Annotated in this window: 18 protein-coding genes; 8 read left to right on the top strand and 10 right to left on the bottom strand. The window is 49.2% G+C overall.

Annotated features, from left to right (window positions below):
- Positions 1–53: 53 nt before the first annotated feature.
- Genes PSI9734_RS10435 through PSI9734_RS10445 form a run of 3 tightly spaced genes read right to left on the bottom strand, consistent with a single transcriptional unit; the run spans position 54 to position 2,799 of the window.
- Complete coding sequence (locus PSI9734_RS10435; RefSeq protein ID WP_173921093.1) at positions 54–1,733, bottom strand: NAD-dependent malic enzyme; 1,680 nt, start codon at positions 1,731–1,733, stop codon at positions 54–56.
- A gap of 53 nt (positions 1,734–1,786) precedes the next feature.
- Positions 1,787–2,485 (bottom strand): 2OG-Fe(II) oxygenase, encoded by a 699-nt coding sequence (locus PSI9734_RS10440; protein WP_173921094.1) that lies wholly within the window; start codon positions 2,483–2,485, stop codon positions 1,787–1,789.
- Positions 2,485–2,799: a DUF488 family protein, N3 subclade gene (locus PSI9734_RS10445; RefSeq protein ID WP_173921095.1), complete on the bottom strand. Its 315-nt coding sequence runs from the start codon at positions 2,797–2,799 to the stop codon at positions 2,485–2,487. The genes PSI9734_RS10440 and PSI9734_RS10445 overlap by 1 nt, the downstream gene beginning before the upstream one ends.
- 104 nt (positions 2,800–2,903) lie before the next feature.
- Here PSI9734_RS10445 and PSI9734_RS10450 point away from each other — a divergent pair, with 104 nt between their 5' ends.
- The 3 genes from PSI9734_RS10450 (at position 2,904) to PSI9734_RS10460 (ending at position 9,385) form a co-directional block, all read left to right on the top strand.
- Positions 2,904–5,384, top strand: coding sequence for an ExeM/NucH family extracellular endonuclease (locus PSI9734_RS10450; RefSeq protein WP_173921096.1), 2,481 nt, complete (start codon positions 2,904–2,906; stop codon positions 5,382–5,384).
- Between the two features lie 168 nt (positions 5,385–5,552).
- Positions 5,553–7,715, top strand: coding sequence for a S46 family peptidase (locus tag PSI9734_RS10455; protein WP_173921097.1), 2,163 nt, complete (start codon positions 5,553–5,555; stop codon positions 7,713–7,715).
- 134 nt (positions 7,716–7,849) lie between these two features.
- Positions 7,850–9,385, top strand: coding sequence for a DUF3300 domain-containing protein (locus PSI9734_RS10460; RefSeq protein WP_173921098.1), 1,536 nt, complete (start codon positions 7,850–7,852; stop codon positions 9,383–9,385).
- Between the two features lie 65 nt (positions 9,386–9,450).
- Here PSI9734_RS10460 and PSI9734_RS10465 read toward each other — a convergent pair whose 3' ends face one another.
- The 3 genes from PSI9734_RS10465 to PSI9734_RS10475 form a co-directional block, all read right to left on the bottom strand.
- The gene (locus tag PSI9734_RS10465; protein ID WP_173921099.1) at positions 9,451–12,339 is read right to left on the bottom strand and encodes an insulinase family protein; all 2,889 of its coding nucleotides are present in this window, start codon (positions 12,337–12,339) and stop codon (positions 9,451–9,453) included.
- Between the two features lie 139 nt (positions 12,340–12,478).
- On the bottom strand, positions 12,479–13,510 hold the full coding sequence (locus PSI9734_RS10470; RefSeq protein ID WP_173921100.1) for a GGDEF domain-containing protein: 1,032 nt from the start codon (positions 13,508–13,510) through the stop codon (positions 12,479–12,481).
- A gap of 2 nt (positions 13,511–13,512) precedes the next feature.
- Positions 13,513–14,526: a CNNM domain-containing protein gene (locus tag PSI9734_RS10475; RefSeq protein WP_173921101.1), complete on the bottom strand. Its 1,014-nt coding sequence runs from the start codon at positions 14,524–14,526 to the stop codon at positions 13,513–13,515.
- 105 nt (positions 14,527–14,631) lie between these two features.
- On the opposite strand from PSI9734_RS10475, the gene PSI9734_RS10480 reads away from it, so the two are divergent.
- A complete protein-coding gene (locus tag PSI9734_RS10480; protein ID WP_173921102.1) occupies positions 14,632–15,327 on the top strand; it encodes a DNA-3-methyladenine glycosylase I in 696 nt (231 codons plus the stop codon).
- On the opposite strand, the gene gorA is transcribed toward PSI9734_RS10480, so the two are convergent.
- The gene (gorA, locus tag PSI9734_RS10485; protein ID WP_173921103.1) at positions 15,324–16,679 is read right to left on the bottom strand and encodes a glutathione-disulfide reductase; all 1,356 of its coding nucleotides are present in this window, start codon (positions 16,677–16,679) and stop codon (positions 15,324–15,326) included. The genes PSI9734_RS10480 and gorA overlap by 4 nt on opposite strands.
- A 110-nt stretch (positions 16,680–16,789) precedes the next feature.
- On the opposite strand from gorA, the gene PSI9734_RS10490 reads away from it, so the two are divergent.
- Positions 16,790–17,497 carry a M48 family metallopeptidase gene (locus PSI9734_RS10490; RefSeq protein WP_173921104.1) on the top strand — a complete coding sequence of 236 codons (708 nt, stop codon included), beginning with the start codon at positions 16,790–16,792 and terminating at the stop codon, positions 17,495–17,497.
- Position 17,498: 1 nt separating this feature from the next.
- Here PSI9734_RS10490 and PSI9734_RS10495 read toward each other — a convergent pair whose 3' ends face one another.
- The gene (locus PSI9734_RS10495) at positions 17,499–19,814 is read right to left on the bottom strand and encodes a S9 family peptidase (RefSeq protein ID WP_246194917.1); all 2,316 of its coding nucleotides are present in this window, start codon (positions 19,812–19,814) and stop codon (positions 17,499–17,501) included.
- 104 nt (positions 19,815–19,918) lie between these two features.
- Between PSI9734_RS10495 and prlC the strand changes: the two genes are divergently transcribed.
- A complete protein-coding gene (prlC, locus tag PSI9734_RS10500; protein WP_173921105.1) occupies positions 19,919–21,985 on the top strand; it encodes an oligopeptidase A in 2,067 nt (688 codons plus the stop codon).
- On the opposite strand, the gene PSI9734_RS10505 is transcribed toward prlC, so the two are convergent.
- Both PSI9734_RS10505 and PSI9734_RS10510 read right to left on the bottom strand, forming a co-directional pair.
- The gene (locus tag PSI9734_RS10505) at positions 21,982–22,179 is read right to left on the bottom strand and encodes a DUF2970 domain-containing protein (protein WP_173921106.1); all 198 of its coding nucleotides are present in this window, start codon (positions 22,177–22,179) and stop codon (positions 21,982–21,984) included. The two genes, prlC and PSI9734_RS10505, sit on opposite strands and share 4 nt — an antisense overlap.
- Positions 22,180–22,187: 8 nt before the next feature.
- Positions 22,188–22,520 carry a hypothetical protein gene (locus PSI9734_RS10510; protein WP_173921107.1) on the bottom strand — a complete coding sequence of 111 codons (333 nt, stop codon included), beginning with the start codon at positions 22,518–22,520 and terminating at the stop codon, positions 22,188–22,190.
- 187 nt (positions 22,521–22,707) lie between these two features.
- Here PSI9734_RS10510 and rpe point away from each other — a divergent pair, with 187 nt between their 5' ends.
- Both rpe and trpS read left to right on the top strand, forming a co-directional pair.
- On the top strand, positions 22,708–23,382 hold the full coding sequence (gene rpe, locus PSI9734_RS10515; protein WP_173921108.1) for a ribulose-phosphate 3-epimerase: 675 nt from the start codon (positions 22,708–22,710) through the stop codon (positions 23,380–23,382).
- 43 nt (positions 23,383–23,425) lie between these two features.
- On the top strand, positions 23,426–24,430 hold the full coding sequence (trpS, locus tag PSI9734_RS10520; protein ID WP_173921109.1) for a tryptophan--tRNA ligase: 1,005 nt from the start codon (positions 23,426–23,428) through the stop codon (positions 24,428–24,430).
- Positions 24,431–24,439 lie beyond the last annotated feature (9 nt).

Genomic DNA, 24,439 nt, shown 5'->3' on the forward strand with positions numbered 1-24,439 from the left:
TGAGCATATGCTCAACATACAAGGAATTTGCGTACTTCTCCAGTTAAGCAAAGTTAAATGCTAATGCGTTTATAGTGGCGGTATTCAGGTGACCAAAAATGAGCATTAATACGCTGAGTGAGCGTGTCATCGCTGATCTCGAGTGCGTTTCCTTCGTCTTGTGCAACTTTACCAACCGCGAAGGCGATACGTTTGCTGAGCTCACCAATGTCGGTTAATGGCGGTAATAACGGCGCATTGACATCGCTGGCGCGAGGCGACGCTTCGGCAAGCGTGTTACTTGCGGCGATTAACATAGCGTCAGAAATGACTCGTGATTTAACGGCCAGTACACCTAAACCTATTCCGGGGAATATATAGCTATTGTTGCACTGCGCAATAGGATACTCGTTGCCGTTAAACTTAATCGGTTCATAAGGGCTTCCGGTTGCGACAATGGCATTGCCCTCGGTCCATTCGATGACATGCGCCGGGTGCGCTTCAATTTGTCGTGACGGATTCGACAGCGGGAAAATGATGGGTTGGGCCGTATAACTGTGCATTGCTCGAATCACCTGTTCGGTAAAGAGACCGGGCTGACCAGACACACCAATCAAAACCGTCGGTTTGGCGCAATGCATAACGTCTAGCAACGACGGGTAGTTGCCACTGTGCTGCCAATCTTTCAATTGCGCTTGCGGCTGTATGAGAGCTGTCTGAAAGTCTCTTAACCCTTCCATACCCTCGGTAAGCAATCCAAAGCGGTCAACCATATAGATGCGCTGACGTGCTTCGGCATCACTTAACCCTTCGGCGACCATTTGCGCAATAACTTGTTCAGCAATACCGCATCCCGCAGAGCCGGCACCGACAAAAGCTACGCGTTGGTCTTTGAGTTGAACACCTTTTGCTTTACACGCAGCAAGCAAGGTACCAACGGTAACCGCAGCAGTGCCCTGAATGTCGTCGTTGAAGCAGCAAAAATCGTCGCGATACTTCTGCAAAATCGGCATTGCATTTGGTTGCGCGAAGTCTTCAAATTGGATCATGGCTTCAGGCCACCGGCGTCGCACTGCCAGCATGAATTTTTCAATAAAGGCGTCGTAGCTTTCTTGGTCAATACGCTTGTGCCGCGCGCCCATGTACATTGGATCGTTCAATAACTTTTCGTTATTGGTTCCGACATCTAAACAAACAGGCAGAGTATAAGCTGGGCTAATGCCGCCGCAGGCGGTATAAAGGCTCAACTTACCGATTGGAATACCCATGCCGCCAATGCCTTGGTCGCCTAAGCCAAGAATACGCTCGCCGTCGGTCACCACGATTACTTTCACCTTACGCTTGGTCGCGTTGCGCAAAATATCATCGATTTGATCACGCTCTTCGTAAGACACAAAGAGGCCGCGCGAGCTGCGATAGATATCGGAAAACTGTTCACAGGCATCGCCCACCGTTGGGGTGTAGATGATGGGCATCATCTCTTCTAAGTTATCTTGTAGCAAACGATAAAAAAGTGTTTCGTTGTTGTCTTGAATGGCTCTTAGGTAGATGTGTTTATTCAGTGCTGTGTCAAAGCTTGAATACTGCATGTAGCAGCGTTGAACTTGCTCTTCTATGGTTTCGTAACGCGGCGGCAGTAGCCCTGTTAGGTTGAACATGGCGCGTTCTTCACGGGTGAAAGCATTGCCCTTATTCAGCAAGGGGGTTTCTAATAAATTTGGGCCTGCATAGGGAATATACAGCGGATTCTTCATGGAATCATTCTCCTGGCGCGAAAAAAGTTGTCGCGTTAATGGCTTTGGTGGCGTTAGCGACCGAAGAGTTGCTGTCCCGAGTTCATCAGGATCCAGCTGGTTAAAATGTACTTATCATTCGAAACGGGAATGGTGCCGCGATGGGTATGGGTAAAATAGCCAGGTGCAATCACCATTCGCCCTTGCTGTGGCTTAATACTACGTTTTTGATAATAAAAGTCAGTACTTCCGCCTTCGTCTACATCATTAAGATAGTACATAAAGAGTAAACTACGATGCAAAGCTTCAACGCTGTTTTGTTCGGGAAAAACCTCACAGTGCCAATAGTTGTAGTTGCCCTTGCCCCGTTCGTACTTTTGCGCTTGAATTTGACCTAAGCGGTAGAGCAATTGCATGAAGGCGGCTTCATTGCCGGCAGCAACTTCGTCAAAGTTGTCGTTGGTCAAAGTCACCGGCTGTCCGGTTGTAGGGTGACGTACCTGCAGTGCTACCGGAGCGATGAGTGCGAAGCGATATTTTTTGAAATACTCGAGCGCATAGCGCTGTGTGGTTTCAGTAATAATGTCGAGCTGACGTTGGTACTCGGGGTGTTGATTTAAGTACAGGTCGGTACTTAGCTTTTTGCTGGTATCAACACCACCCCCGGTGCGTCCGGCCTGCAGGTGAGGGCTGGCGTCGAAGGTTTGCATGAATTGCTTACAAAAGTCAGCACTTAATGCGTTGTCATAGACCTCGATAAAATCATCCGTCATTAGTTATCCTCATCGCTGGTCGTTGGCACTGTGGGTTCTGTAGCGAAACAGACAGGCGATTGTAACTCACCGTCGCACGCTTGTGCATCCTCTAGCTGTAATGCTTCAATAATCCTTTCACGTAAATCTTCAAGATGGACTTCAGTGGTGGCTTTGGTAGCACTGAGCAAGGTTAATTTACTTTCTCTGGCGTAACGAAGTAACGGAACGACATGCGGAGGCCCAATCCGAAGATCTATCTGTGCCCGGCACCTATCTGTATCAGATTGCACATCAAAAAAGGATTTTATATCAATGATATAACCATGATTCATTGTGTTTGACCCATGTCGTAAAAAAGTCATTAAGTTGTCACATGAATTACGCTATAGTTAGCCATGCAAATTGATTGGATTACACAACAATAAGAGAATGGACTATGAAACGCCATAATTTAGCACTCGCAGTTTCAGCACTACTTGCCAGTGGCGCTGCAAATGCAGATATTATTATTTCTGAATACATTGAAGGTAGCAGCAACAACAAGGCTGTTGAATTTTATAACGCAGGTAGTACTGAAATTAACCTCAGTACCTATGCCCTTGAAATTTATTCAAACGGCGGCACTGAAGCAGGCAACACTGTTCCGTTAGCGGGAACTCTGCCGGCCAATGGCATTTATGTTATCGCCCATCCGTCAGCGAATGCCGAGATCCAAGCGATCGCAGACAAAACCGGTAACCTCTATTACAACGGTAACGATGCGCTGGTATTGAAAAACGGTGACACCGTTGTCGACTCTATGGGGCAAGTAGGTGTTGATGAGGTTTGGGCGTCTGGTGGTGTGTCCATGAAAGACCAAACCATTCGTCGCAAAGACACTATTACAGCCGGCGACACCGACCCAAGTGATGCGTATGCACCGGGTGATGAATTCAACGGCTTCGATATCGATGACATTAGTAATTTAGGTATGCACTTAGGTTACGGTGAAAGCCAGCCTGAACCTGAACCAGAGCCTGCTCCAGAATTTGGTGCTTGTGGCGATTCAGCGACCTTGATTTCTGCGGTACAAGGTAGTGGCTTGTCGAGTCCAATGGTTGACTCTGAAGTGGTTATCGAAGCGGTTGTCACGGGTGTCTACTTAGACGGTGAACGTCCGTTAAATGGTTTCTTCTTGCAAGAGGAAGATGCGGACCAAGACGGTGACGCGACAACTTCTGAGGGTATCTTTGTTTATCATCAAGACACCGCAGTAGCTGCTGGTGACACAGTTCGTCTCGCTGGTAGTGTTGCAGAGTACTATGATTCAACCCAAGTCAGTAATATCACCAATATCTCAGTCTGTGCTTCGGGAGCGAGCGTCACGCCCGCATCGTTCAGTGTCCCCGTTGAATCAATGAATGAGTTTGAAGCGATTGAGGGTATGTTGGTAAGTGTTAGCCACCCTGTGATTGTGACTAATACCGACTCACTTGGTCAATATGGTGATTTCTGGGTTGCACATGAACGTCTGTATGTGCCGACACAAGTTGCCGCACCGGTTGAAAACAACAACGTTAACGTGCGCTTGAATGGTTTTTCAATCGACGATGCTCGTAGTGTTACAAACGCGGAAGATGTTCCGTTCCCAGCCGGTGGTTTGAGCGCAATGAACTCGCTACGATTAGGCACCGAGATCACCAACCCTACCGGAATCATTAACTACTCATTCAGTGAGTATCGCTTACTGCCTACCGCTGAACTGCAGTACGTTGATACCAACCCGCGTACTGATGCGCCGGAATTGGCCGCCGAAGGCGATCTCCGAATTGCTTCGTTCAACGTTGAAAACTTTTTTAATGGCGATGGCCAAGGTGAAGGCTTCCCAACCGAGCGCGGCGCAGATAGCGTAGCTGAGTACGACCGTCAGTTGGCGAAGTTAGTTGCTGCAATCACGAGCATGAACGCCGACATTATTGGCTTAAATGAGATCGAAAATGACGGCTTTGGTGACAACAGTGCCATTGCTCAATTGGTTGCTGAAGTGAATGCACAAAGCGATGTTGAATGGGCATTTGTAAGCTTTGGTGATGCTTCCTACATCGGTGGTGATGCAATCACCAACGCGCTCATTTATCGTACCGATCGTGTGGCAGAAACAGGCACAGCGGTATTTACCACGGATGTCCCCTTTGACTTTGGTAGCCGTCCGCCGATTGCGCAAACCTTCCATGATATTGCCAACGAAGACGAAGTTACCGTAGTGGTGAATCATTTCCGTTCTAAAGGTGGTTGTAGTAATAGTGCTGCCGAAGGTGACCAAGATAATGGTGACGGCCAAGGTTGCTGGAACGCAACACGGGTGGAAGCAGCAGAAACACTCATGGCGTGGGTTGCTAACAATCCAACTGGACGCGCTGTCGACGATGTTATCTTAATCGGTGACTTTAACGCATACGGTATGGAAGACCCTATCCAGGCTTTAGTTGATGGTGGCTACACTGATTTGCAGATGGCTGAGCTGGGTGCGGAAAATCATACTTATGTTTATCAAGGCCTGTCGGGCTCTCTTGATCATGCGTTTGGTTCTGCCAGCTTGACTGAAAAAGTTGTGGCGACTGCGAACTGGAACATCAACTCAGATGAGCCAAAAGTATTCGATTACAACACCGAGTTTAAGAGTGAAGTGAATATGGCGAACTACTACAACGACGACCCGTATCGTAGTTCAGACCACGACCCAGTTGTGGTTGCCATGACCACTGAGCAAGGCGATACCGGCGATAACGACGGTGGCGATCCGGACGTCGATGACGGTGGTTCAGCGCCACCTACAGACGAAGTTCCTAACTTAGATCACGCAACCACCAGTGGTTCGTTCCCTATTTGGCTAGGTTTAGGTGCGTTGTTCTTAGGTTTAGTCCGTCGTCGGGTTTAATTCGCTCGAACGGTAAGAACTGAAAGCGCCGGCCGATTGGCCGGCGCTTTTTTTGTTGGAGAAGTCTATCGGCTAACCACAAGTGGCGATTGACTTTGCGGCTGACAAAAGCAATTATAGACTGATTAAAAACACCTTAATTTTTACCTAAAAACAATGAGAAACAGAATGAAAAAGTCACTCCTTGCATTGGCTCTTGTGAGCATGAGCTCTGCCGCCATCGCAGATGAAGGCATGTGGATGCCGCAACAGCTACCAGAAATCGCCAGTAAGTTAAAAGCTGCTGGGTTAGAGCTTGATCCAAACGACCTGACAAAGTTAACCGAATTCCCGATGGGAGCAGTCGTTAGCTTGGGCGGATGTTCGGCGTCGTTCGTATCGCCCAAAGGCTTAGTAGTGACCAATCATCACTGTGTTTATAACAGCATTGCCTACAACTCGACGCCAGAAAACGACCTATTAGCGAATGGCTTCTTAGCTGCGTCGATGGAAGATGAAGTGGCTGCGGCGCCAGGGTCACGTATTTATGTCACCAAGGCCGTCGAAAATGTCACCACCCAAGTCGTTGATGCTGAAACATCTCAACTTACCGGTAAAGCTCGTGTAGATGCGATTGAAGAGAACTATAAAACGATCGTTGCCGAGTGTGAGCAAGATCCTGGTCACCGCTGTTCTGTCTCGTCTTTTTACGGTGGTTTGGAATATTATTTAATTAAGCAACTCGAAATCAAAGATGTACGACTCGTGCATGCACCAGCCGAAGGGGTAGGTAAATTTGGGGGTGATACGGACAACTGGATGTGGCCACGCCATACCGGAGACTATTCTTTTTACCGCGCGTACGTGAGCCCCGAAGGCGAGTCAGCTGCGTTTGCTGAAGAGAATGTGCCTTATCAACCTGAGCATCATTTAACGATTGCTAGTGATGCGTTAAACGAAGGTGATTTTGTAATGGCGCTTGGGTATCCGGGCCGCACCAACCGTCACCGGTTGCCGAGTGAAGTCGAAAATACCTTTGAATGGAGCTACCCAAATACCGTTCAACGTTTCCAAGAAAATTTGGCAATTATTGCCGAGCAAACCGCAGACAACAAAGATGCAGAACTAAAATATGCCAGCCGTGTGGCCGGTCTGAACAACTACCTGAAAAACCGTCAAGGAATGTTAGACAGTTTTGCCAACTCTGACTTACTAGAGCGCAAGCAGGCCGAGCATGCTGCATTGACCAAGTGGGTTAACGCGAGTGCCGATAATGGTGCGGCTTATGCGGATGACTTAAAAGCGATTGAAAAACTACTTGCCGAGCGCCATGCTGAAAGTCGTGAAGGTTACTATCGCTCACTGGCAACCCCGCGTTTGATGGGGCTTGCAGCGGTTTTATATAAGCTCAGCCAGGAGCGTAGTAAGCCTGATGCCGAGCGTGAAGCGGGCTATCAAGAACGTGATTTTCCGCGTTATGAAGCCTATGTCGCAGGGTTTGAACGCAGCTTTGACGCTAGCGTGGAAATGGCGTTAGATTTTTATAATCTAAAAAACTACCTGCAAGTTCCGCAAGCTCAGCGCGATGAAGACTTCGATGCAGCATTAGGCCTTAAAGCGAAAATGTCGGATGCGGAATTACGTGGTTTGATTGCAAGTTGGTATGCGCAAACGAACCTGACTGAGCTCACGGTGCGTAATCAGTTGTTGGCTGCAACACCAAGCGAGTTTGCGAGTCAGGACGATGTTTTTGTTAAAGCAGCGGTAGCAATTTACCCCGAACAGCAAGCTCAGCAAGATGAAGCTGAAGAGTTATCGGGTAAAATTCAAGCGGCTTATGCAAATTATATGCGTGCCAAAATCGCCTTTATGCGTGAACAGGGCGAAGCGGTTTACCCAGACGCAAATAGTACCTTGCGTGTCACTTACGGCACCGTGACAGGTCGCGATCATGGCACCTACGACGGTACCGCGTGGACTGCGTTTACTACGTTACGAGGCATCCAAGAGAAAGCCACAGGTGAAGGCGAGTTTAATGCACCGGCCGCCCAGCTTGAAGCAATCAAGAACCAAGACTACGGTGATTATGCGGTAGCAAGCTTGAATTCTGTACCAGTCAACTACTTAGCGACATTAGATATTACCGGCGGTAACTCTGGTTCCGCGGTACTTAATGGTAAAGCCGAACTTGTTGGCTTAGCCTTTGATGGAACGCTTGATTCGATTATCTCGGACTGGGATTTCAATATTGATAATACGCGCTCAATTCAGGTCGATAGTCGTTTCATGCTTTGGCAAATGGAACACGTCGATGGCGCTGATAATTTATTGAAAGAACTAGGTATTCACTAATAAAATTAGTGGTTTATTGAAACACCGCCCATTGAGGCGGTGTTTTTTTATCCGCACAGTGTCACTAATGAACGGTTTCCAGCGTCTATACTCTAACGAGTAGGCGAAATGATTCGCCAAACGGAGGTGATCTCATGTTCAAACTAAGCATGGCCAAAGCGCCGTTTTTTAAATTTAGTGTGTTATCGCTGGCACTTGCGACGTCGGTCGGTTGCACCGCGATAACCACCGCACATGCCGAGTCGGAAAGTTACTCGGTTAGCACCACCAACGGTGTTTACAGCCAAGCTGACTTAGATCGCATGCTAGCGCCAGTGGCGTTATACCCTGATAGCCTGCTGTCACATATTCTAATAGCTGCTACTTACCCGTTAGAGGTTGTTCAAGCCGAGCGGTGGACCCGTCGAAACGATCACTTATCAGCGCAACAAGCCCTTGAGCAGGCTGATAACGAAAGCTGGGATCCCAGCGTTAAAGCACTGGTTGCGACGCCTGACGTACTCAAGCAGATGAGTGAAAACCTCGAATGGACCCAAGCCGTGGGCGAAGCATTCATAGCGCAACAAGAAGACGTATTAGCCAGTATCCAGGTGCTCCGTGATAAAGCCTATATCGCCGGTAATTTACGCAGTGATGAAACCGTAACGGTGGCGCGCCAAGAACGCACTATTCGTATTGAAACAGTGCGCCGTGAATACGTTTACGTCCCCGTTTATGATGCACGTTATGTTTATGGGCCATGGTGGCATAGAACACCACCGGTGTACTGGGGCTATCCAGGTTTGTCTGTCTCACTTGGTAGCGGTATCCGCTGGTCGTTCTCGTATCATGTACCACAGTGGTATTTCTTTAGCGATTTCTACTGGCCCAACCGTTATGTCGTTGTGCATCACCACCATTATCATAATCGTGACCGCCGTGATCATCGTCGTGACCGTCGCGATTATCGGCCCACGCCAAATGATGGCGACCGATGGCGTCATGATCCTCGCCATCGCCGCAATGTAGACTATCGACATCGCGAGCTGGTGCAAAACCCGCCACCGCGTATAGGTAAAGAGTCGCCGGGTCGTGTGGTCGGAGCGCCGGTAAAAGACACGCGCCCACCGCAGGTTGAAGTGCGTCGACGTTTACTAGAAGCCGAAGCGCAGCCGCGCATGCGTCGGGTTGGCGAAGGTGGTCGTGTCGCAGCTAAGCCGGGTGAGGTGGAACAAAAACCAACCACACCTGTCATGCGTCAACAGCCATTTTATGAGCAAAAACCGGTGGAGCCGGTAATGCGTCAGCAGCCGCGGTTTGAGCCGAAGCCAAGTGAGCCGGTGATGCGTCAGCAGCCGCGGTTTGAGCCGAAGCCAAGTGAGCCGGTGATGCGTCAGCAGCCGCGGTTTGAGCCGAAGCCAAGTGAGCCGGTGATGCGTCAGCAGCCGCGGTTTGAGCGAAAGCCAAGTCAGCCGGTAATGCGTCAGCAGCCGCGGTTTGAGCCGAAGCCAAGTGAGCCGGTGATGCGTCAGCAGCCGCGGTTTGAGCGAAAGCCAAGTCAGCCGGTAATGCGTCAGCAGCCGCGATTTGAGCCGAAGCCAAGTCAGCCGGTAATGCGTCAGCAGCCGACGATGGAAGCGAAGCCAGTACGCCAGCCAACAAAGAGTAAAGAAGCTAGTCATATCGATTGAAGAGCAAAAAAAAGCACGCTGCTGGGCAGCGTGCTTGATTGAAAGCAGTGGTTGAGAATGTCTCGCTACTGCTTTTTCATTTCTTGGTGAAAAGCATCAAACTGCTCGACCAATGTTTGTGAATCAAAGTTTGCAAATGGTTGTTCAGCAAACTTCGTGCCACGCATCTGTACACTGATCCGCGGTGCCGCTGAGTTCAGCATGGTTTCGCTATAGAAGGCCTTAACATCAGCTAAGGTGACTTGTTCGACAGCGTCAATTAACTGTTGTTGACTGTTGAAGTCATAGTCTTCGCGATACCAGTCGGCCAGCAGAGGGCCAAGTTCTTCTTGAAGGTTCTTAGGTGGCTCTTTTAGAGTTACCAAAGTACTGGTTTTCAGCTGCTGGAACTCTTCTTCACTTAGCTGCTCAAGTTCGTTCGCGTACTCCGTTTTAAACTGCTCAAAGCGCTCCTGCATTGCTGCAACGTCTTTAACTGGTGTTTGAATATACATGGCAAAGCCAGTGTAATCCTCTAACCGTGTCGCGGTTCCGCCCACAGCATAAGCAAGTTGCTCTTCGGTGCGTAAGCGGTCGAAGGCTACATTACTAAAGTGCCCCCTTAGCACGGTGGCGGCGGCATAGGTCGCATAACCGGGCGTCAGGTTCATATGTACGTCAATCAAGCCGACATCTGCGACATCGATATCTTGTTGCCAAACCAAGTGCTTGTTTGCTTCAGGCTGCCAGAACGCTGCGCGATGGTAATCGCTGGCTGTAGCTTTTTCAGGAAGCGCATCCGCTAAGGTGGTGACAACATTTTCTAACGCAGCTTTGTTGTAATTACCAAAAGCGAAGATACGCAGCTGATGCTTAGCGATGAACTCGTTCATGAACACCTGCAAATCGGTGGCGCTAAGCGACTGTGCAGTTTCAATCAACGTATCGGTCGCGTAATTGCCTTCGCGAATAAGTTTATTGTAAGCCCCAAAGGCTTGATAAAACGGAAATTGCTTGCCTTGATTATTGAGTGCGCGAACATAGCGGTCAACAGCTTGATTAAATGCCTGCGGCTCTACATCAATGAGTAACCCTGCTAATGCCTGCTCAAGCAATACCGGCTGCTTATCGGTAAAACCGCCAATCCTTAACGTTAGGCCTGTTCCTGCAGAGAGTGACAGTTGCATACCGGCAATGCCCGCCTCGGTGGCGAGTGCGCTCTGTTGCAAACTGTATAGGTCGCGCCATAAAGCTAACAGCACATCGGCTTTAGCTGAGGTTAAGGGTTCAGCGCTGTTCATGTGAATATTCAATAATCCACGCGGCTGTTGCGAAAACGCTTCGCTGGGGTAATGCCATACGCTGACCTGATCGTTTTCAATAACCACTTCTGGTTTTTCGCGTTGCTGGCTCGCAACAATCGCGAAGTCTTCTGGCAGCATCCGGTTGACCGCCGGCAAGGCTAAATCAACCATGGGCGGCTGTTGCCAAGCAGCTTGTTCAGCTGCAGAAATATCGACGACTTGGTATTTACCGTCGTAATAGTGCAGCTCGCTATCGTGCGGCTCCTGTTTACTGACATACCAAACACGCAGGCGCTCAGGTGTGAGTTGATCCAGCACATTATGAATGGCTTGTGCGTCAAACTCTTGGTAGTGGAATGGTGCCGCGATGGCCATTTCGGCAGGTACATTTTGCATTGCTTCAGAGAGGCTAGACACATAACCAAACTCGTCAGACTTTTCTAAGAAGCGGAACTGATTGGTAAGACTGGTTTTAATCTCGCTGTAATATTTTTCATCGACACCTTGGTTTTTGATGAGCTCAATATAGCTCATCAGTAACGATGTAATTTGCTCGCGATGCTCAAGGCCCGTATCGGTCAGGTTCACGTCAATTTGCAAAACACCGTAATTACCATAATAGGTTGGGCTTGCTGAAGCGTTAAGGCTCGAAACAAGGCCTAACTCTTTCAGTTCATAGGCCGGTGCTCCAGGCATTTCTGAACCCAGCAAATAAGTAATAAAGCGGTTCGGCTTCACCGCGTACGCGTCGCTATTATCATCAATAATAAACTCTAGCCGCAATTGTTTGATATCTTGATTAGGCACATAGTGGATACGCTTGCCACCTACCTCAGAGAAATCAATGGTCGCGCTGACGTTTGGCTCCGCAATTTGGGCGTTTTCGATTGCGCTAAAGTGTTTTACGGCAAGGCGCTCAAGCTCCGCGAGTGACTGGTTACCAAGCAACGCAACTTTCATGATGTTTGCCGAGTAGAAACGCTCATAAAACGCGACCGTTTCAGCATGCAAGCTGCTGCCTTCCTTATCACCTAGCGAATCAAGGTTGCCTATCAAGAAACGGTTGGCTGGGTGGTCACCAAGTAGATTGCGCGCCAGTTTGAATTGACCAAAATAGTCCATTTCTCGGCGCATCGACCATTCGGCATTCACCGCATTCTTCTCTTTGTCCGTGTACTCTGGGTAAAGCATAGGGGCTTTGAAGAAGTCAGAAAAGCGATCGAGTGCCTCGTCGACGGCGTCGTTGTTAACACTGAACATGTATTTGGTGATATCCAGCCAGGTTGAGGCATTTTGACTGCCGCCGTTAGCGGTCATAAATGCTGAGTAACCTTTGGTATCGGGATACCGTTCAGTGCCTAAAAACAACATATGTTCTAAGTAGTGAGCCATGCCCTGCTGCGACATCGGATCATGAAGCAAACCAACACCCACACTCAGTGCGGCTGCAGATTTCTCGGTACTTGGGTCGGAAATCAACATGACTTCAAGTTGATTCGGTAAGACAATGGTCTTATAGGCCCGTTCGTCGTTCGGTGATGTAATGACCGATGATGCGGCTTGGGCTTGCTGTTCGGCAACGGTATTGGCGTCGCTAGGAGCGTTCATGGGGCTGCTGCAACCAGCTAGTAGCGCCATGCTTATGGCACTGCTTAGAAATAAGCGTTTCATAGATTAAGTTCTCTTTGGTAACGAACGGAGACGTTAACGGGCGAGTTAACGAAAAATAAGTTATCAGCAGAGTGTAAAGCGAGTTGCCCTTGTTTGGCAGCGTAGAAGCTTAAGATAAACGATAGCTTTGTAACAAAATTTAACTATGCGCTACTTTGACGCAGTTTCGACCGGCCTCTTTGGCTCTATAAAGCGCCCGGTCAGCACGAATAAAGGTTTGCTCGGCGGGAATCTCTTTACCAAGCTCTGCAAGCCCAAAGCTCATCGTTAAGGGTTGTGCAAAAGGCGTGCCGTGGTCAGCGATATATCGCCTTAACAAATCGCTATAGTGCTGCGCTTGCGTCAGCGTGTAATTAGGTAGAATCAGCATAAATTCTTCGCCACCCCAGCGGCCAATAATGCCGTCGTCGCGGGTGAAGTTGCGCAGTAATGTGGCGGCATGCTGAAGCACTTTGTCACCTTGAATATGGCCTAACTGGTCATTGATCGATTTGAAATCATCAATATCAGCGATGACCACTATCGAACGCTTCAGCTGACCTGAGCTGACCAACTGATGTTGCTCTGCGACCACTGCGTCGAGTTTTATGCGGTTATATAGCCCGGTTAATTTATCAGTCATCGACTGTCGCTCTAGTTGTCGATAGGCAGACTCACGTGACCCCTCGTAAAATCGAAACAAAAACCACAGTGCAATGCACACTTCTGTGATATTTAACAGTCCACTGATGCTAAATGCGCGAGGCTCAGCTGATGGTAGCTGCAACGCCATGAAAACAATCACATAAAGAAACAACGCCGCTGTCAGCCATGCACCTACAGCTCTGCCAAGTAAGAAAAACATAATAGGCGGCAGAATCATGACCCACAGCACTGAGTAGCTTTCACCGTTAGCGAGGTGAATAAACATCAGGACATTGAATGTAACTGCCGCACAGGTTAGCCATGAGGTGCGTAGTAACTGTTTGGACCGTTGAAAGTAGATAAGTAGCAACAGCGCTACAATCGCACTGACAAAGTTAAAGGCCGCAATGTCAAAACGTTCAAACGCAAATATATTGATCGTACCGATAAGTAGCGAAAACACACCGATAATTTTTAGTACGGCGCGCAGTAACTGTGACTGGTGAACAAACGGCTGTTCGGAAGGTGTGGGCACGTTTAACTGCATAGCTACTCAGGCTTTATGCGTTGCGCCCAGCGCTGCTTGGCATAACGCCTCAGGCTAGGAATGGTGTCTGTTTCGTCCATAATTGGTTGGCCAAGAATGGTCTCAATGATGTCCTCTAACGTAATTAAGCCGAGCCAAGAACCGTGCTCATCAAAGACGACCGCGAGGTGCTGACGCTTTTCGAGCAATAAGGTGAGTGCGCTTTCTAAATCAACACTGGGGCTTACTACTTCAACGTCGCGAATCAGTGAACTGACAACTTGGTCGTGTTGCGATTCGAGAGCTTCGTTACGCAACAGAATACCGTGCGGTATTTCGTTTTCATCAATGACCGGGAAGCGTGAGTAGGGCAAAGCTTTAACCTGCTCTAAAAAGTCACCCACTGTAGCGTCGGGGTGTACAGCTTCACAGACCGTACGTGGGGTCATTGCGGTACTTACTTTAATTGAGTGCAAATCGAGAATGTTACTGATCACGCGTTTTTCGTCATCATCAATCGCTTTTTGCTCGTTACCCACGATGGCAAGGGCTTTTATTTCGGCGCGAACATCAATGTCGTGGGCGTTGCCGCCTATTCGCTTGGTGATTTGATCAGAGGCCCAAATGAAAGGCTTCAAGCCCGTGATCATGGTGTTCAAAAGTGCTGGGAGCATGGGGGCCAAGCCACGCCAAAACTTTGCACCGATGGTTTTGGGAATAATTTCAGAGAGCACTAAAATCAGTAACGTCATGACCGCCGAGGCGATCGCCAGGTAACCATCGCCAAAGACCACGCCCACCTGGGCGCCAACACCGGCTGCACCGACGGTGTGAGCGATGGTATTTAGCGTTAAGATGGCCGCTAAGGGCCGGTCGATGTTGGCTTTCAAACCTTGTAATTGTTGATGTAAATGCGGGCGATGCTCGCGGAGTTGTGCGATATAGCTTGGCGTTATTGAAAGCAGCGCAGCCTCAAGAATCGAGCAGAGAAAGGAAATGCCAATCGCAATAAACGCAAAAACAATCAGTAAAAACATGGTTACCTACTAACCAAAAGAATGAACATGAAGCAATCTTGTGAAATTAGCACAGAGATGGTTAGCTAAGCTAGTACCAATACGATAAAGGTTAAAGTGAAACTGATGAAATTTAGTTACTTTTATGACCGCGCGTTGGCGAGAAAAGGGCCAAAAGAACTACAGGCTCGACTGCCAAAACTACCTCCAGTGGAACAGCTCGTACAACATGATGACGCTTTTTACTTGGCGGAAATGACGCGAGGGATTTTCCGAGCGGGCTTTGTCTGGCGTATTATTGACGCTAAATGGAGCGGTTTTGAACAGGCTTTTAGCGGCTTTGTGCCCCTGTATTGGCAACAGGTTCCGCCCGATCGCCTTGAGTCGCTAGCAAATGACGAACGTATTGTGCGCAACTGGCAAAAAATTAACACCGTTCCTGTGAACGCACGGATGATTGTCGAAGTAGCGGAGCGCCATGGTAGCTTCGGAAAGTTTCTAGCCGATTGGCCATCGTCGGAGCAATTCGAACTACTTCATTTTTTCAAAAAAAATGGTTCCCGACTTGCCGGCGCAACAGCGCAGCACTTTTTGCGCCGTGTTGGCTGGGATGGCTTTGTACTGTCGCCCGACGTGGTCACCGCATTGAAGAACCACAACCTGTTGGATGCATCACCCACCAGTCAAAAAGGACTGCGTCAGGTGCAGCAAGTGTTCAATCAGTGGCATGAGGAAACGGGTCTACCGTACAGTCACCTGTCGCGGATTGTGTCGATGACCCTTGATGCTGCGTCTGCCGAGCGCAAGCCTGCACGCCGCTAACGCAGCGTGACAAACTCTTCGGCACTGGTTGGGTGCAATGCAACGGTGGCATCGAAGTCAGCCTTCGTTGCGCCCATTTTCATTGCTACCGCGAAGCCTTGTAAAATTTCGTCCATACCTTCGCCGATACCATGAATACCAACGACTTTTTCATCGGGCCCGGTGCATATGAGCTTAAAGGTACTGAGTGCTCGGTGCGGTGTTACTGCATTGTACATAGCCGCAAACTTGGAGTTATACACTGTTACATTACCATCGCCATACTTGGCGACCGCTTCAACTTCCGTTAAACCCACGGTGCCAATCGGCGGGTGACTAAATACGATGGTTGGGATTTGCGTGTAATCCATGTGCACATCGCCGAGCTCGGGGTTAAATAGCCGTTCTGCTAACAAGCGGCCCGCTTTAATCGCTACTGGGGTCAATTGGGCTTCGCCGGTAATATCGCCGACCGCATAAATACCTTTCACATTGGTGTTTTGGTATTTATCGGTGCGGATAAAGCCAACCGGGTCAACTTCAACGCCTGCCGCCTCAAGGTTAATTTTGTCAGTTGCAGGTTCGCGGCCAATAGCCCAAACCAGGCAATCAACATCTTCAAGGATTTCGCCACTTTGGGTATGAATTTGCAGCAGCCCGTTATCGTCTTTGACGACTTTCGCAACATTGGTATTGGTGTGCAGCGTAGGGCCGTCTAACGCTAGGCGCTCAAGGAGAGCTTCAGTAATGTCTTCATCAAAGTGACGCAGAGGGCGATCGCGGCGCACCAATAAATGGCTATCGCTACCCAGAGCGTGTAGAACACCTGCGATTTCAACCGCAATGTAACCGGCACCCACCACAACAGCTTTGTTGGGGCGTTCTTCGAGCGCGAAGAAACCATCTGAGTCAATACCGTACTCAGCACCTTCACAGTCAGGAATCGTGGCTCTGCCGCCTACGGCAATGGTAATATGGTCAGCGGTGATGTGCTCACCATCGACCTCGACCGTGTTAGCATCTACAAAGCGGGCAAAGCCTTCAATAAACTCAACACCATTGCTTTCGAAACCTCTTTTGTAGCCGCCATGAATGCGCTCAATGTAGGCTTCGCGGTTGTTGACCAAGGTTTTCCAGTTAAAGCCGTTTTGCTGCAAATCGAAACCGTAGGCTTCGCTGTACTTGATGGCTTCAGCAATGTGAGCACCGTACCACATTACTTTTTTCGGCACGCAACCAACGTTGACGCAGGTTCCACCGACCGCTTTAGCTTCAATAACGGCGGACTTAGCACCGCGAATTGCCGCGCGATTTGCGGATGCAATACCTCCGCTACCAGCGCCAATTGCTAAATAATCATAATGTCGAGCCATGCGTTGTACTCCTGTTACATGCTAATCTGTGTCTAAATTATGGCGTTATGATCGCCTAAAATGAGCCTCTGTGCAATGCAAGCTACCGCTACAGCGAGACCAAAGAACCGATGAGTTTAATCTATCCTATCCATCGCAGTCGAAGACGCCGCTCAGTTGCCATCAAAATTCGCGATGGCGAAGTGCAGGTGCATGCGCCGTGGGCGGTATCTGAAGCAGAAATTCAACGCTTTGTAGCCAGTAAACAAGAGTGGATAGAGCGCCACCGGCACCGTCAACAACAGCAACTGTCCGGTCTAAAGCGGCGTTACTGGCGAACCGGCGAACGGTTACGCTGGTTAGGTGAGCCTTTAGTGCTTGAAGTGCACGTTGCAACTCGCAAAACGTGTGAACGCAAGCTTGCTAAATTGGTGGCAACGGTAACGGCACGTTCAAATCCAGAAAATGAACCGCGTGGTATCGTACGAGCCTGGTACCAACAACACGCGTTAGCTTGGTTAGATGCGTTTTTTGCGGCTTGGCCAGCGACCCATCCGCTACAGCCGAAGAGTTGGGGAGTCGGTAATTTTTCCAGTAAGTGGGGGCACTGTAGTCGTGCCGGCGAGTTGAAGTTTTCATGGAAGCTCTGGCTCGCACCAGAGTGGATAGTACGAAATGTGGTCATCCACGAGTTATGCCACTTGGCAGAGTTCAATCACAGCGCCCGATTTTGGCAGTTGGTTGCGCGTTACTCTGATGATTATCAGGCTGCTGAGAAGTGGCTACGTCAGCACGGAATGACCGTGCTGAACGAAGCCTATCTAGATTATATTGACTAACTTAGTTAGCGTCTGCTGGTAAATGCTGGCGCAAAAATTCCGTCATCATGGTACGCAAATGGAGTGTTGTACCTTCGCCCTCGCGAATACCATGGGTACGGTTAGGGTAAGCAAAGAACTCAAACTGCTTTCCATGCTTCACCAGCTCGTTGACGAGTCGCTCAGAACCTTGAAAGTGAACGTTATCGTCAGCGGTACCGTGGACTAAAAGTAAGTCGCCCTGCAGGTTTTCAGCATGGGTAAGTGCCGACGTTTCGCGGTAACTTGCTGCAGCGTCGGGCAGTAAGCCTGAATAGCGTTCTTGGTAGATGGTGTCATACAGAGTCAGATCAGGCACGGGAGCAAGCGCAAGGCCGACATGATACGACTCTGGGTAGCGGAACAGCGCATTGAGGGTTTGTGAACCGCCACCGCTATGGCCCCAAATGCCGACGCGATCTTCATCAATAAACGACCAACGTGCAAGCATTTCCTGCAGCGCGTCGTGCTGATCACGTACGGTAACCACACCTAGCTGTTGATAGATCGAACGACGCCATTCAAAGCCGCGTGGTGAGCGAGTTCCACGGTTATCAATAGAGGCCACGATGTAGCCTTGCTGAGTGAGATAGGTGTGCCACAAAAAGCGCTCTCCGCCCCAGCTGTTGCTAACAGTTTGCCCCCAAGGTTCGCCGTATATATAAAATACGATCGGGTATTCTTTGGTAGGATCAAAATCGACCGGTTTCATTAAGAAACCATCGAGTGTAAGACCGTCTTGTGCTGTTACTTGGAAAAACTCAAAATCACCCCGCGCAAGCTCATTAAAGGCGGCCTGTGGTGTAGCATTGTCTTTGATCAAACGAATTTGTTGATGCTCAGGCAAGCTAATCATGTCGACCTGCGGCATTTGATTCACGCTGGAGAAAGTATGAACTGCATAATCAGCGTTCGCAGACAGCTGATAGCTATGGGTTCCTGCACGCGCTGGCGTTAAACGTTCCAGCTTGCTACTACCGTCAAGGCTTGCACGAAATAGATAGCGTTCAAGAGGTGTCTCAGGCGAGGCAATGAAATAAACCCAGCCTTGCTGCTCGTTTATTTGCAACACTTCAACGACGTCCCAATTACCCCGAGTAATCGCCTTCAACCGACCGCTTGCACGGTCGACGCGGTAGATATGTCGATAGCCGCTGCGCTCGCTCAACCAGGTGAAGGCTTTGCCGTCATCAAGGAAGGTTACGTCGTCCACATATTCAGCCCAACTGGCTGTGGTTTCTCGGACGACTTCGGTCACAGAGCCTGAGTCTGCATCGGCTAAAAAGGCGCGGTTGACGGCTTGTGAGCGGGTCAGTTGCTGGATAAATAATTGCTCGGAATTGCCAGCCCATTGCATCCGCACTAAATAGTGCTGACGTGGATCGCCTGGTACGTTCATCCAAGTGGTTTCACCGCTGTCAGCTGACATCACACCAATGCGCATGGCAGCGTTGGTCTCGCCTACTTTAGGGTAGGGAAAGGTTTTCAGTGTCGGGTATAGCTGGTCGGTATTATTAATCATGGTAAACACCGGCGTGCCCGAGGTATCGAGTTGCCAGTAAGCAATTTCTTTACCGTCGGGGCTCCAGCGAAAGCCGTCGCGCAAGAAAAATTCTTCTTCGTTGACCCAATCAAAAGTACCATTGACGATAGTGTCGCTACCGTCGTGTGTGAGCTGAGTGACCTTGCCACTACTCAGTTGCTCAACATAGATATTGTTTTGCATAACATAAGCAACGCGTTCAGCAGCAGGGTCAAACTTGGCAAATTGTAAGGTCGATGGTTCGGCAAAAGCCCCCAATTGGTTGAGTGTTCGATCGGTGAGGTCAAACACCCAGTAATCGCCCAGGGTGTGGGTACGCCATGAACGTTTGGTATTGGTGAAAATAAGTAGTTTATTGCCGCTATTCGACCAATGGTAGTCGGCTATATGAAGCGCTTCATCAGCGTTTTCAGGTGTCAGCTCAGTGGCGCTAATCAATACGGTACGGGCTTGCGTGCGCGGGTGGTAACGCACTAAATCGCGGCCCTCGCCCTGCGCCGCTTCTTCAAGGGTGGTATAGCCGCTGCCGTCGGCAAGCCAGCGTGTCGGGGGAACACCACGAGCTTGATAGGTGCCGCTCGAATAAAGTGCGTCTAAGTCGAGGTCTTGTCCAGTGGTTGCGCTATTTTGTGAGTCTGTTGGTGCATAGCTAGGTACGCTGCTGCAACCGGCAAGCGCGGTAAACGCAAGCCCCAGTGCAATTCCGTGGCGCATTTTGCGTGACCACTTGCGTGACCATAGGTGAGCTAAGTTCATGGTGGTTTCCTGTTGTTATTTAGGCGGCGACCTTGAAATTAAGAGCTTTGGCCTAACATCTTCATTAAAGTAGTTACACAGCGCATTATTCAAGAGGAAGCCGAATGAGTCAAAACCCTTTATTAAAAGAATATCGACTGCCGCCATTTAATGAGCTCGAACCCGAGCATGTGGTACCGGCGATTGAGCAGCGCATTGCCGATTGTAAAGCGACCATCGAGCAAGTGCTTCAAGCGCAAGACTTCAGCTGGCAAGGTTTGGTGGCACCGCTTGAGGATAGCGACGATTTACTCGAACGTAGCTGGTCGCCCGTGGCACATTTAAATGCGGTGGTTAGCTCGGCCGAGCTGCGTCAAGCGCATGATGGCTGTTTGCCGCTACTGAGTGAGTACGGCACCTTTGTCGGTCAGCATGAAGGGCTGTTTAAAGCCTTTAAAGCGCTTCGGCATAGTGATGACTATTCGCAGCTTTCCGAGGCGCAGCGCAAAGTTATAGATGATACGTTACGAGACTTCGAGCTATCTGGTATTGCGCTACCTGAGGCCGAAAAGCAACGCTTTGCCGAAATTCAAACGCGACTATCGGAACTTAGCTCCAGCTTTAGTAATAACTTAATGGACGCCACGGATAACTGGCATCACTTGGTGACCGAAGAAGCTCGCCTGCAAGGCCTACCACAAAGTGCCATTGATGCTGCGGCAAGCGCGGCTGAAGAAAATAACCAGCAAGGCTGGCGCTTTAGCTTGGCGATTCCAAGCTATTTACCGGTAATGATGTACGCCGACGATGACGAACTGCGTAAAGTAATGTATCAAGCCTTCACCACGCGTGCATCGGAGCAAGGACCCCAGGCAGGTGAGTTTGATAACACTGCAATTATGGCGGAAACTCTAGCGCTGCGTCATGAAATGGCTCAGTTACTAGGTTTCAAAGATTATGCCGAGTTGAGCTTTGCTACGAAAATGGCTGAATCTGCGGATCAGGTTGAACAGTTCCTGCAAGACCTAGCAAGGCGTTCTTTGCCGCAAGCCAAAGCAGATTACCAAGAAGTGCTCGACTTCGCGCGGCAAAACTATAACCGCAATGAACTTGAAGCATGGGATGTTGCTTATTTCAGTGAAAAATTGAAACAACAAAAATACGCGATTTCCGATGAAGAGTTGCGCCCGTACTTCCCGGAAGAGCAAGTTCTAAAAGGGCTCTTTAGTGTCGTCCAAAGTCTATTTGGCATGCACGTGGAAGAGCAAACACCGCCGTCGACCTACCACGAAAATGTACGCTACTTTGTGATCGGTGATAGTAACGGCGAATTACGCGGGAGTTTTTACCTCGATCTTTATGCTCGTAACGGCAAACGAGGTGGCGCTTGGATGGCTGAATGCGCTGTACGGCGTATTAGCAGTGAAAATAAGCTGCAATTTCCAGTGGCTTACTTAACCTGTAATTTCAACAAACCTGTGGGCGATAAACCTGCGCTCTTTACACATGATGAAGTACTGACACTATTCCACGAATTTGGTCATGGCTTGCATCATATGCTCACTAAGGTCGATGTCGCTGGTGTGTCTGGCATTAATGGTGTGGCTTGGGATGCCGTCGAGTTACCGTCGCAATTCCTCGAAAACTGGTGTTGGGAACCCGATGCTTTAGCACTTATTTCTGGGCATTATGAGACGGGTGAACCCTTACCTGAAGAGCTGCTAAATAAAATGCTGGCAGCGCGAAATTTTCAATCAGCAATGCAAATGGTGCGGCAGCTCGAGTTTAGCCTATTCGACTTGCGCATACACCGTGATTTCGATGCCGCCAAAGGCGATCAAATTCAAGCTATTCTCGATAACGTAAGAGCGCAAGTTGCAGTTCGACAACCACCGAGCTACAACCGCTTCCAACATAGCTTCGGGCATATTTTCGCCGGTGGTTATGCCGCTGGTTATTACAGTTACAAATGGGCTGAAGTGTTGTCGGCAGATGCCTTTAGCCGTTTCGAGGAAGAAGGTATTTTTAACCGCGAGGTTGGTATGGACTTCCTTCACGCGATTCTTGAGCGTGGCGGCTCGCGCGAGGCAATGCAGCTGTTTAAAGAGTTTCGTGGTCGTGAACCACAAGTGGAGGCGTTATTGCGACACTCTGGAATTACGACGCAAGAACAAGCGGGTGCTCACCTTTAAGGGAGCACCCAGTTTACGATCAACAGTAGACTTACGACAAATAACACGATAAAGCCGATGCCAACGCCGATAAAAATACCAGGGTGGCCCTGAGTGAAATCGCGTTGGCGGTTGGTTTCCGTTTGCACACCAAAGAGTGCAGCAAGGACACTAAGAATAATACTGAAGACACCCGGCTTGGAATCTGAGCTCATTACGCCACTTAGCCTATGCTTACTTTCTTATTGCTTCCGTAATCACTTTGACTGTGGTTTGAGTCGCCAAACAGGAGTTCGAAAAGATCCATAAAATGAAACTGCGTAGAGCGGCTATTGCCAGAAAACCAAGAGCTCCAAGAGAGTTCATTGGTGCCAGTCTGGAGGGTGCACTGTTGCGCGAGCTGAGCCTCATCAGTAAGACTCGAGGCTTGCTGACACTTTGTGTCTGAAGGCGCCTGAGTGGTCGGTCCTAAATCAGTGAACAAGGCGGCACCAATCATTACCGAGGCAACAATGAAGCCACTCGCTAATTTTTTGTGTGAACGTTGCTTGTACATACTGGAACTCCTAGGAACTTAAACCGCTTCGAAGGTCGCGTAGATAACGTACAATCTAGCAGTTTTTTAACAACTTTGCCAAGGCATTTAGCTGATTATTTTAACTGGCAAGCGCACAGCGGTCTGGTACACTAGTGCACTTTCTGGGCACCATTGCAGTTACCGATCACCGGTTACGGGGAACACTATGGCAGACTTTCTGATTGCACCATCGATTTTATCCGCTGACTTTGCCCGTTTGGGGGAAGAAGTTGATGCGGTGATAAAAGCAGGCGCGGATGTGGTTCATTTTGATGTGATGGACAACCATTTCGTACCGAATTTAACGATTGGACCAATGGTATGTAAGGCCTTGCGTGCGCATGGTGTTGAAGCGCCTATCGATGTACATCTGATGGTGGAACCCGTCGAGCGCATGATTGATGAGTTCGCCGCAGCTGGGGCGTCGATTATTACCTTTCATCCTGAAGCCGCGACACATATCGACCGCTGCTTACAACAAATTCGCGATCATGGCTGTAAAGCCGGTTTGGTGTTTAACCCTGCGACGCCGTTGCATTATCTTGATTATGTGATGGATAAAGTCGATGTCATTTTGTTGATGTCGGTGAACCCAGGCTTTGGCGGCCAGGCTTTTATTCCAGCAACCTTAGACAAACTGCGTGAAGCAAGGCAACGCATTGATGCCAGTGGTTTGCCCATTCGGCTGGAAATTGATGGTGGTGTGAAGACCGATAACATCGCCGAAATCGCAGCCGCGGGGGCGGATATGTTCGTCGCTGGTTCTGCCATCTTCAATCAACCCGATTATGCGCAGGTTATTCGCCAAATGCGCCAACAACTAGCAACAGTCGCAAAGTAGCCAAGGGTTAAGTGTTGCACTGAACGTAATAACGGAACTATTTATGAGTAAACCTATTGTATTAAGTGGCTGTCAGCCATCTGGACAACTTTCTATCGGTAATTACATTGGCGCATTACGGCAATGGGTGAACATGCAAGCAACCCATGATTGTCGCTTTATGTTGGTCGATTTACATGCCATTACCGTGCGTCAAGACCCTGCCCAGTTGCGCGAAGCTACGTTAGATGGGTTAGCGCTCTATATGGCATGTGGTTTGGATCCTGAGAAAAGCACCATCTTTGTGCAGTCACATGTTCCGGAGCATGCACAGTTAGCTTGGGTGTTAAATTGCTATACGCAAATGGGTGAACTCAATCGTATGACGCAATTTAAGGATAAGTCTGACCGTCATGCACACAATATCAATGCCGGTTTATTTACGTATCCAGCGCTTATGGCCGCTGATATTTTGCTTTATCGGGCGAACGAAGTGCCGGTGGGCAATGATCAGAAACAGCACCTTGAGCTGGCTCGCGACGTAGCGACACGCTTTAATAATATTTATGGTGATGTGTTTACTATTCCAGAGCCTTTTATTCCAGAAGTTGGTGCGCGGGTAATGAGCCTGCAAGATCCTACCAAGAAAATGTCAAAGTCTGACGACAATCCAAATAACTTTATTGGCTTGCTCGAAGACCCGAAAAAAATTACGAAGAAGCTTAAGCGGGCAGTCACCGACTCCGACGAACAAGCGCGAATCTTCTTTGATCCAGAAGAAAAGCCTGGGGTATCGAATTTACTATCGATTTTGTCAGCAGCAACCGGAAGCTCAATTGCAGATTTAGTGCCAGACTACGAAGATAAAATGTATGGCCACTTAAAAACTGACACGGCAGAGGCTGTGGTAGCAATGCTCGAGCCTTTGCAGCAGCGTTATCACGACTACCGTAACGATACCGACTTTCTTAACCAGGTAATGGCGAAAGGTGCTGAAAAAGCCAGTGCTCATGCCGCCGAAACGTTACGCAAAGTTTATGACGTGATTGGCTTAGTTCCGCGTCCTTGATTGCACCAG

The sequence above is a fragment of the Pseudidiomarina piscicola genome, from assembly GCF_902806985.1.
In the GTDB taxonomy this organism is placed as follows: Bacteria; Pseudomonadota; Gammaproteobacteria; order Enterobacterales; family Alteromonadaceae; genus Pseudidiomarina; species Pseudidiomarina piscicola.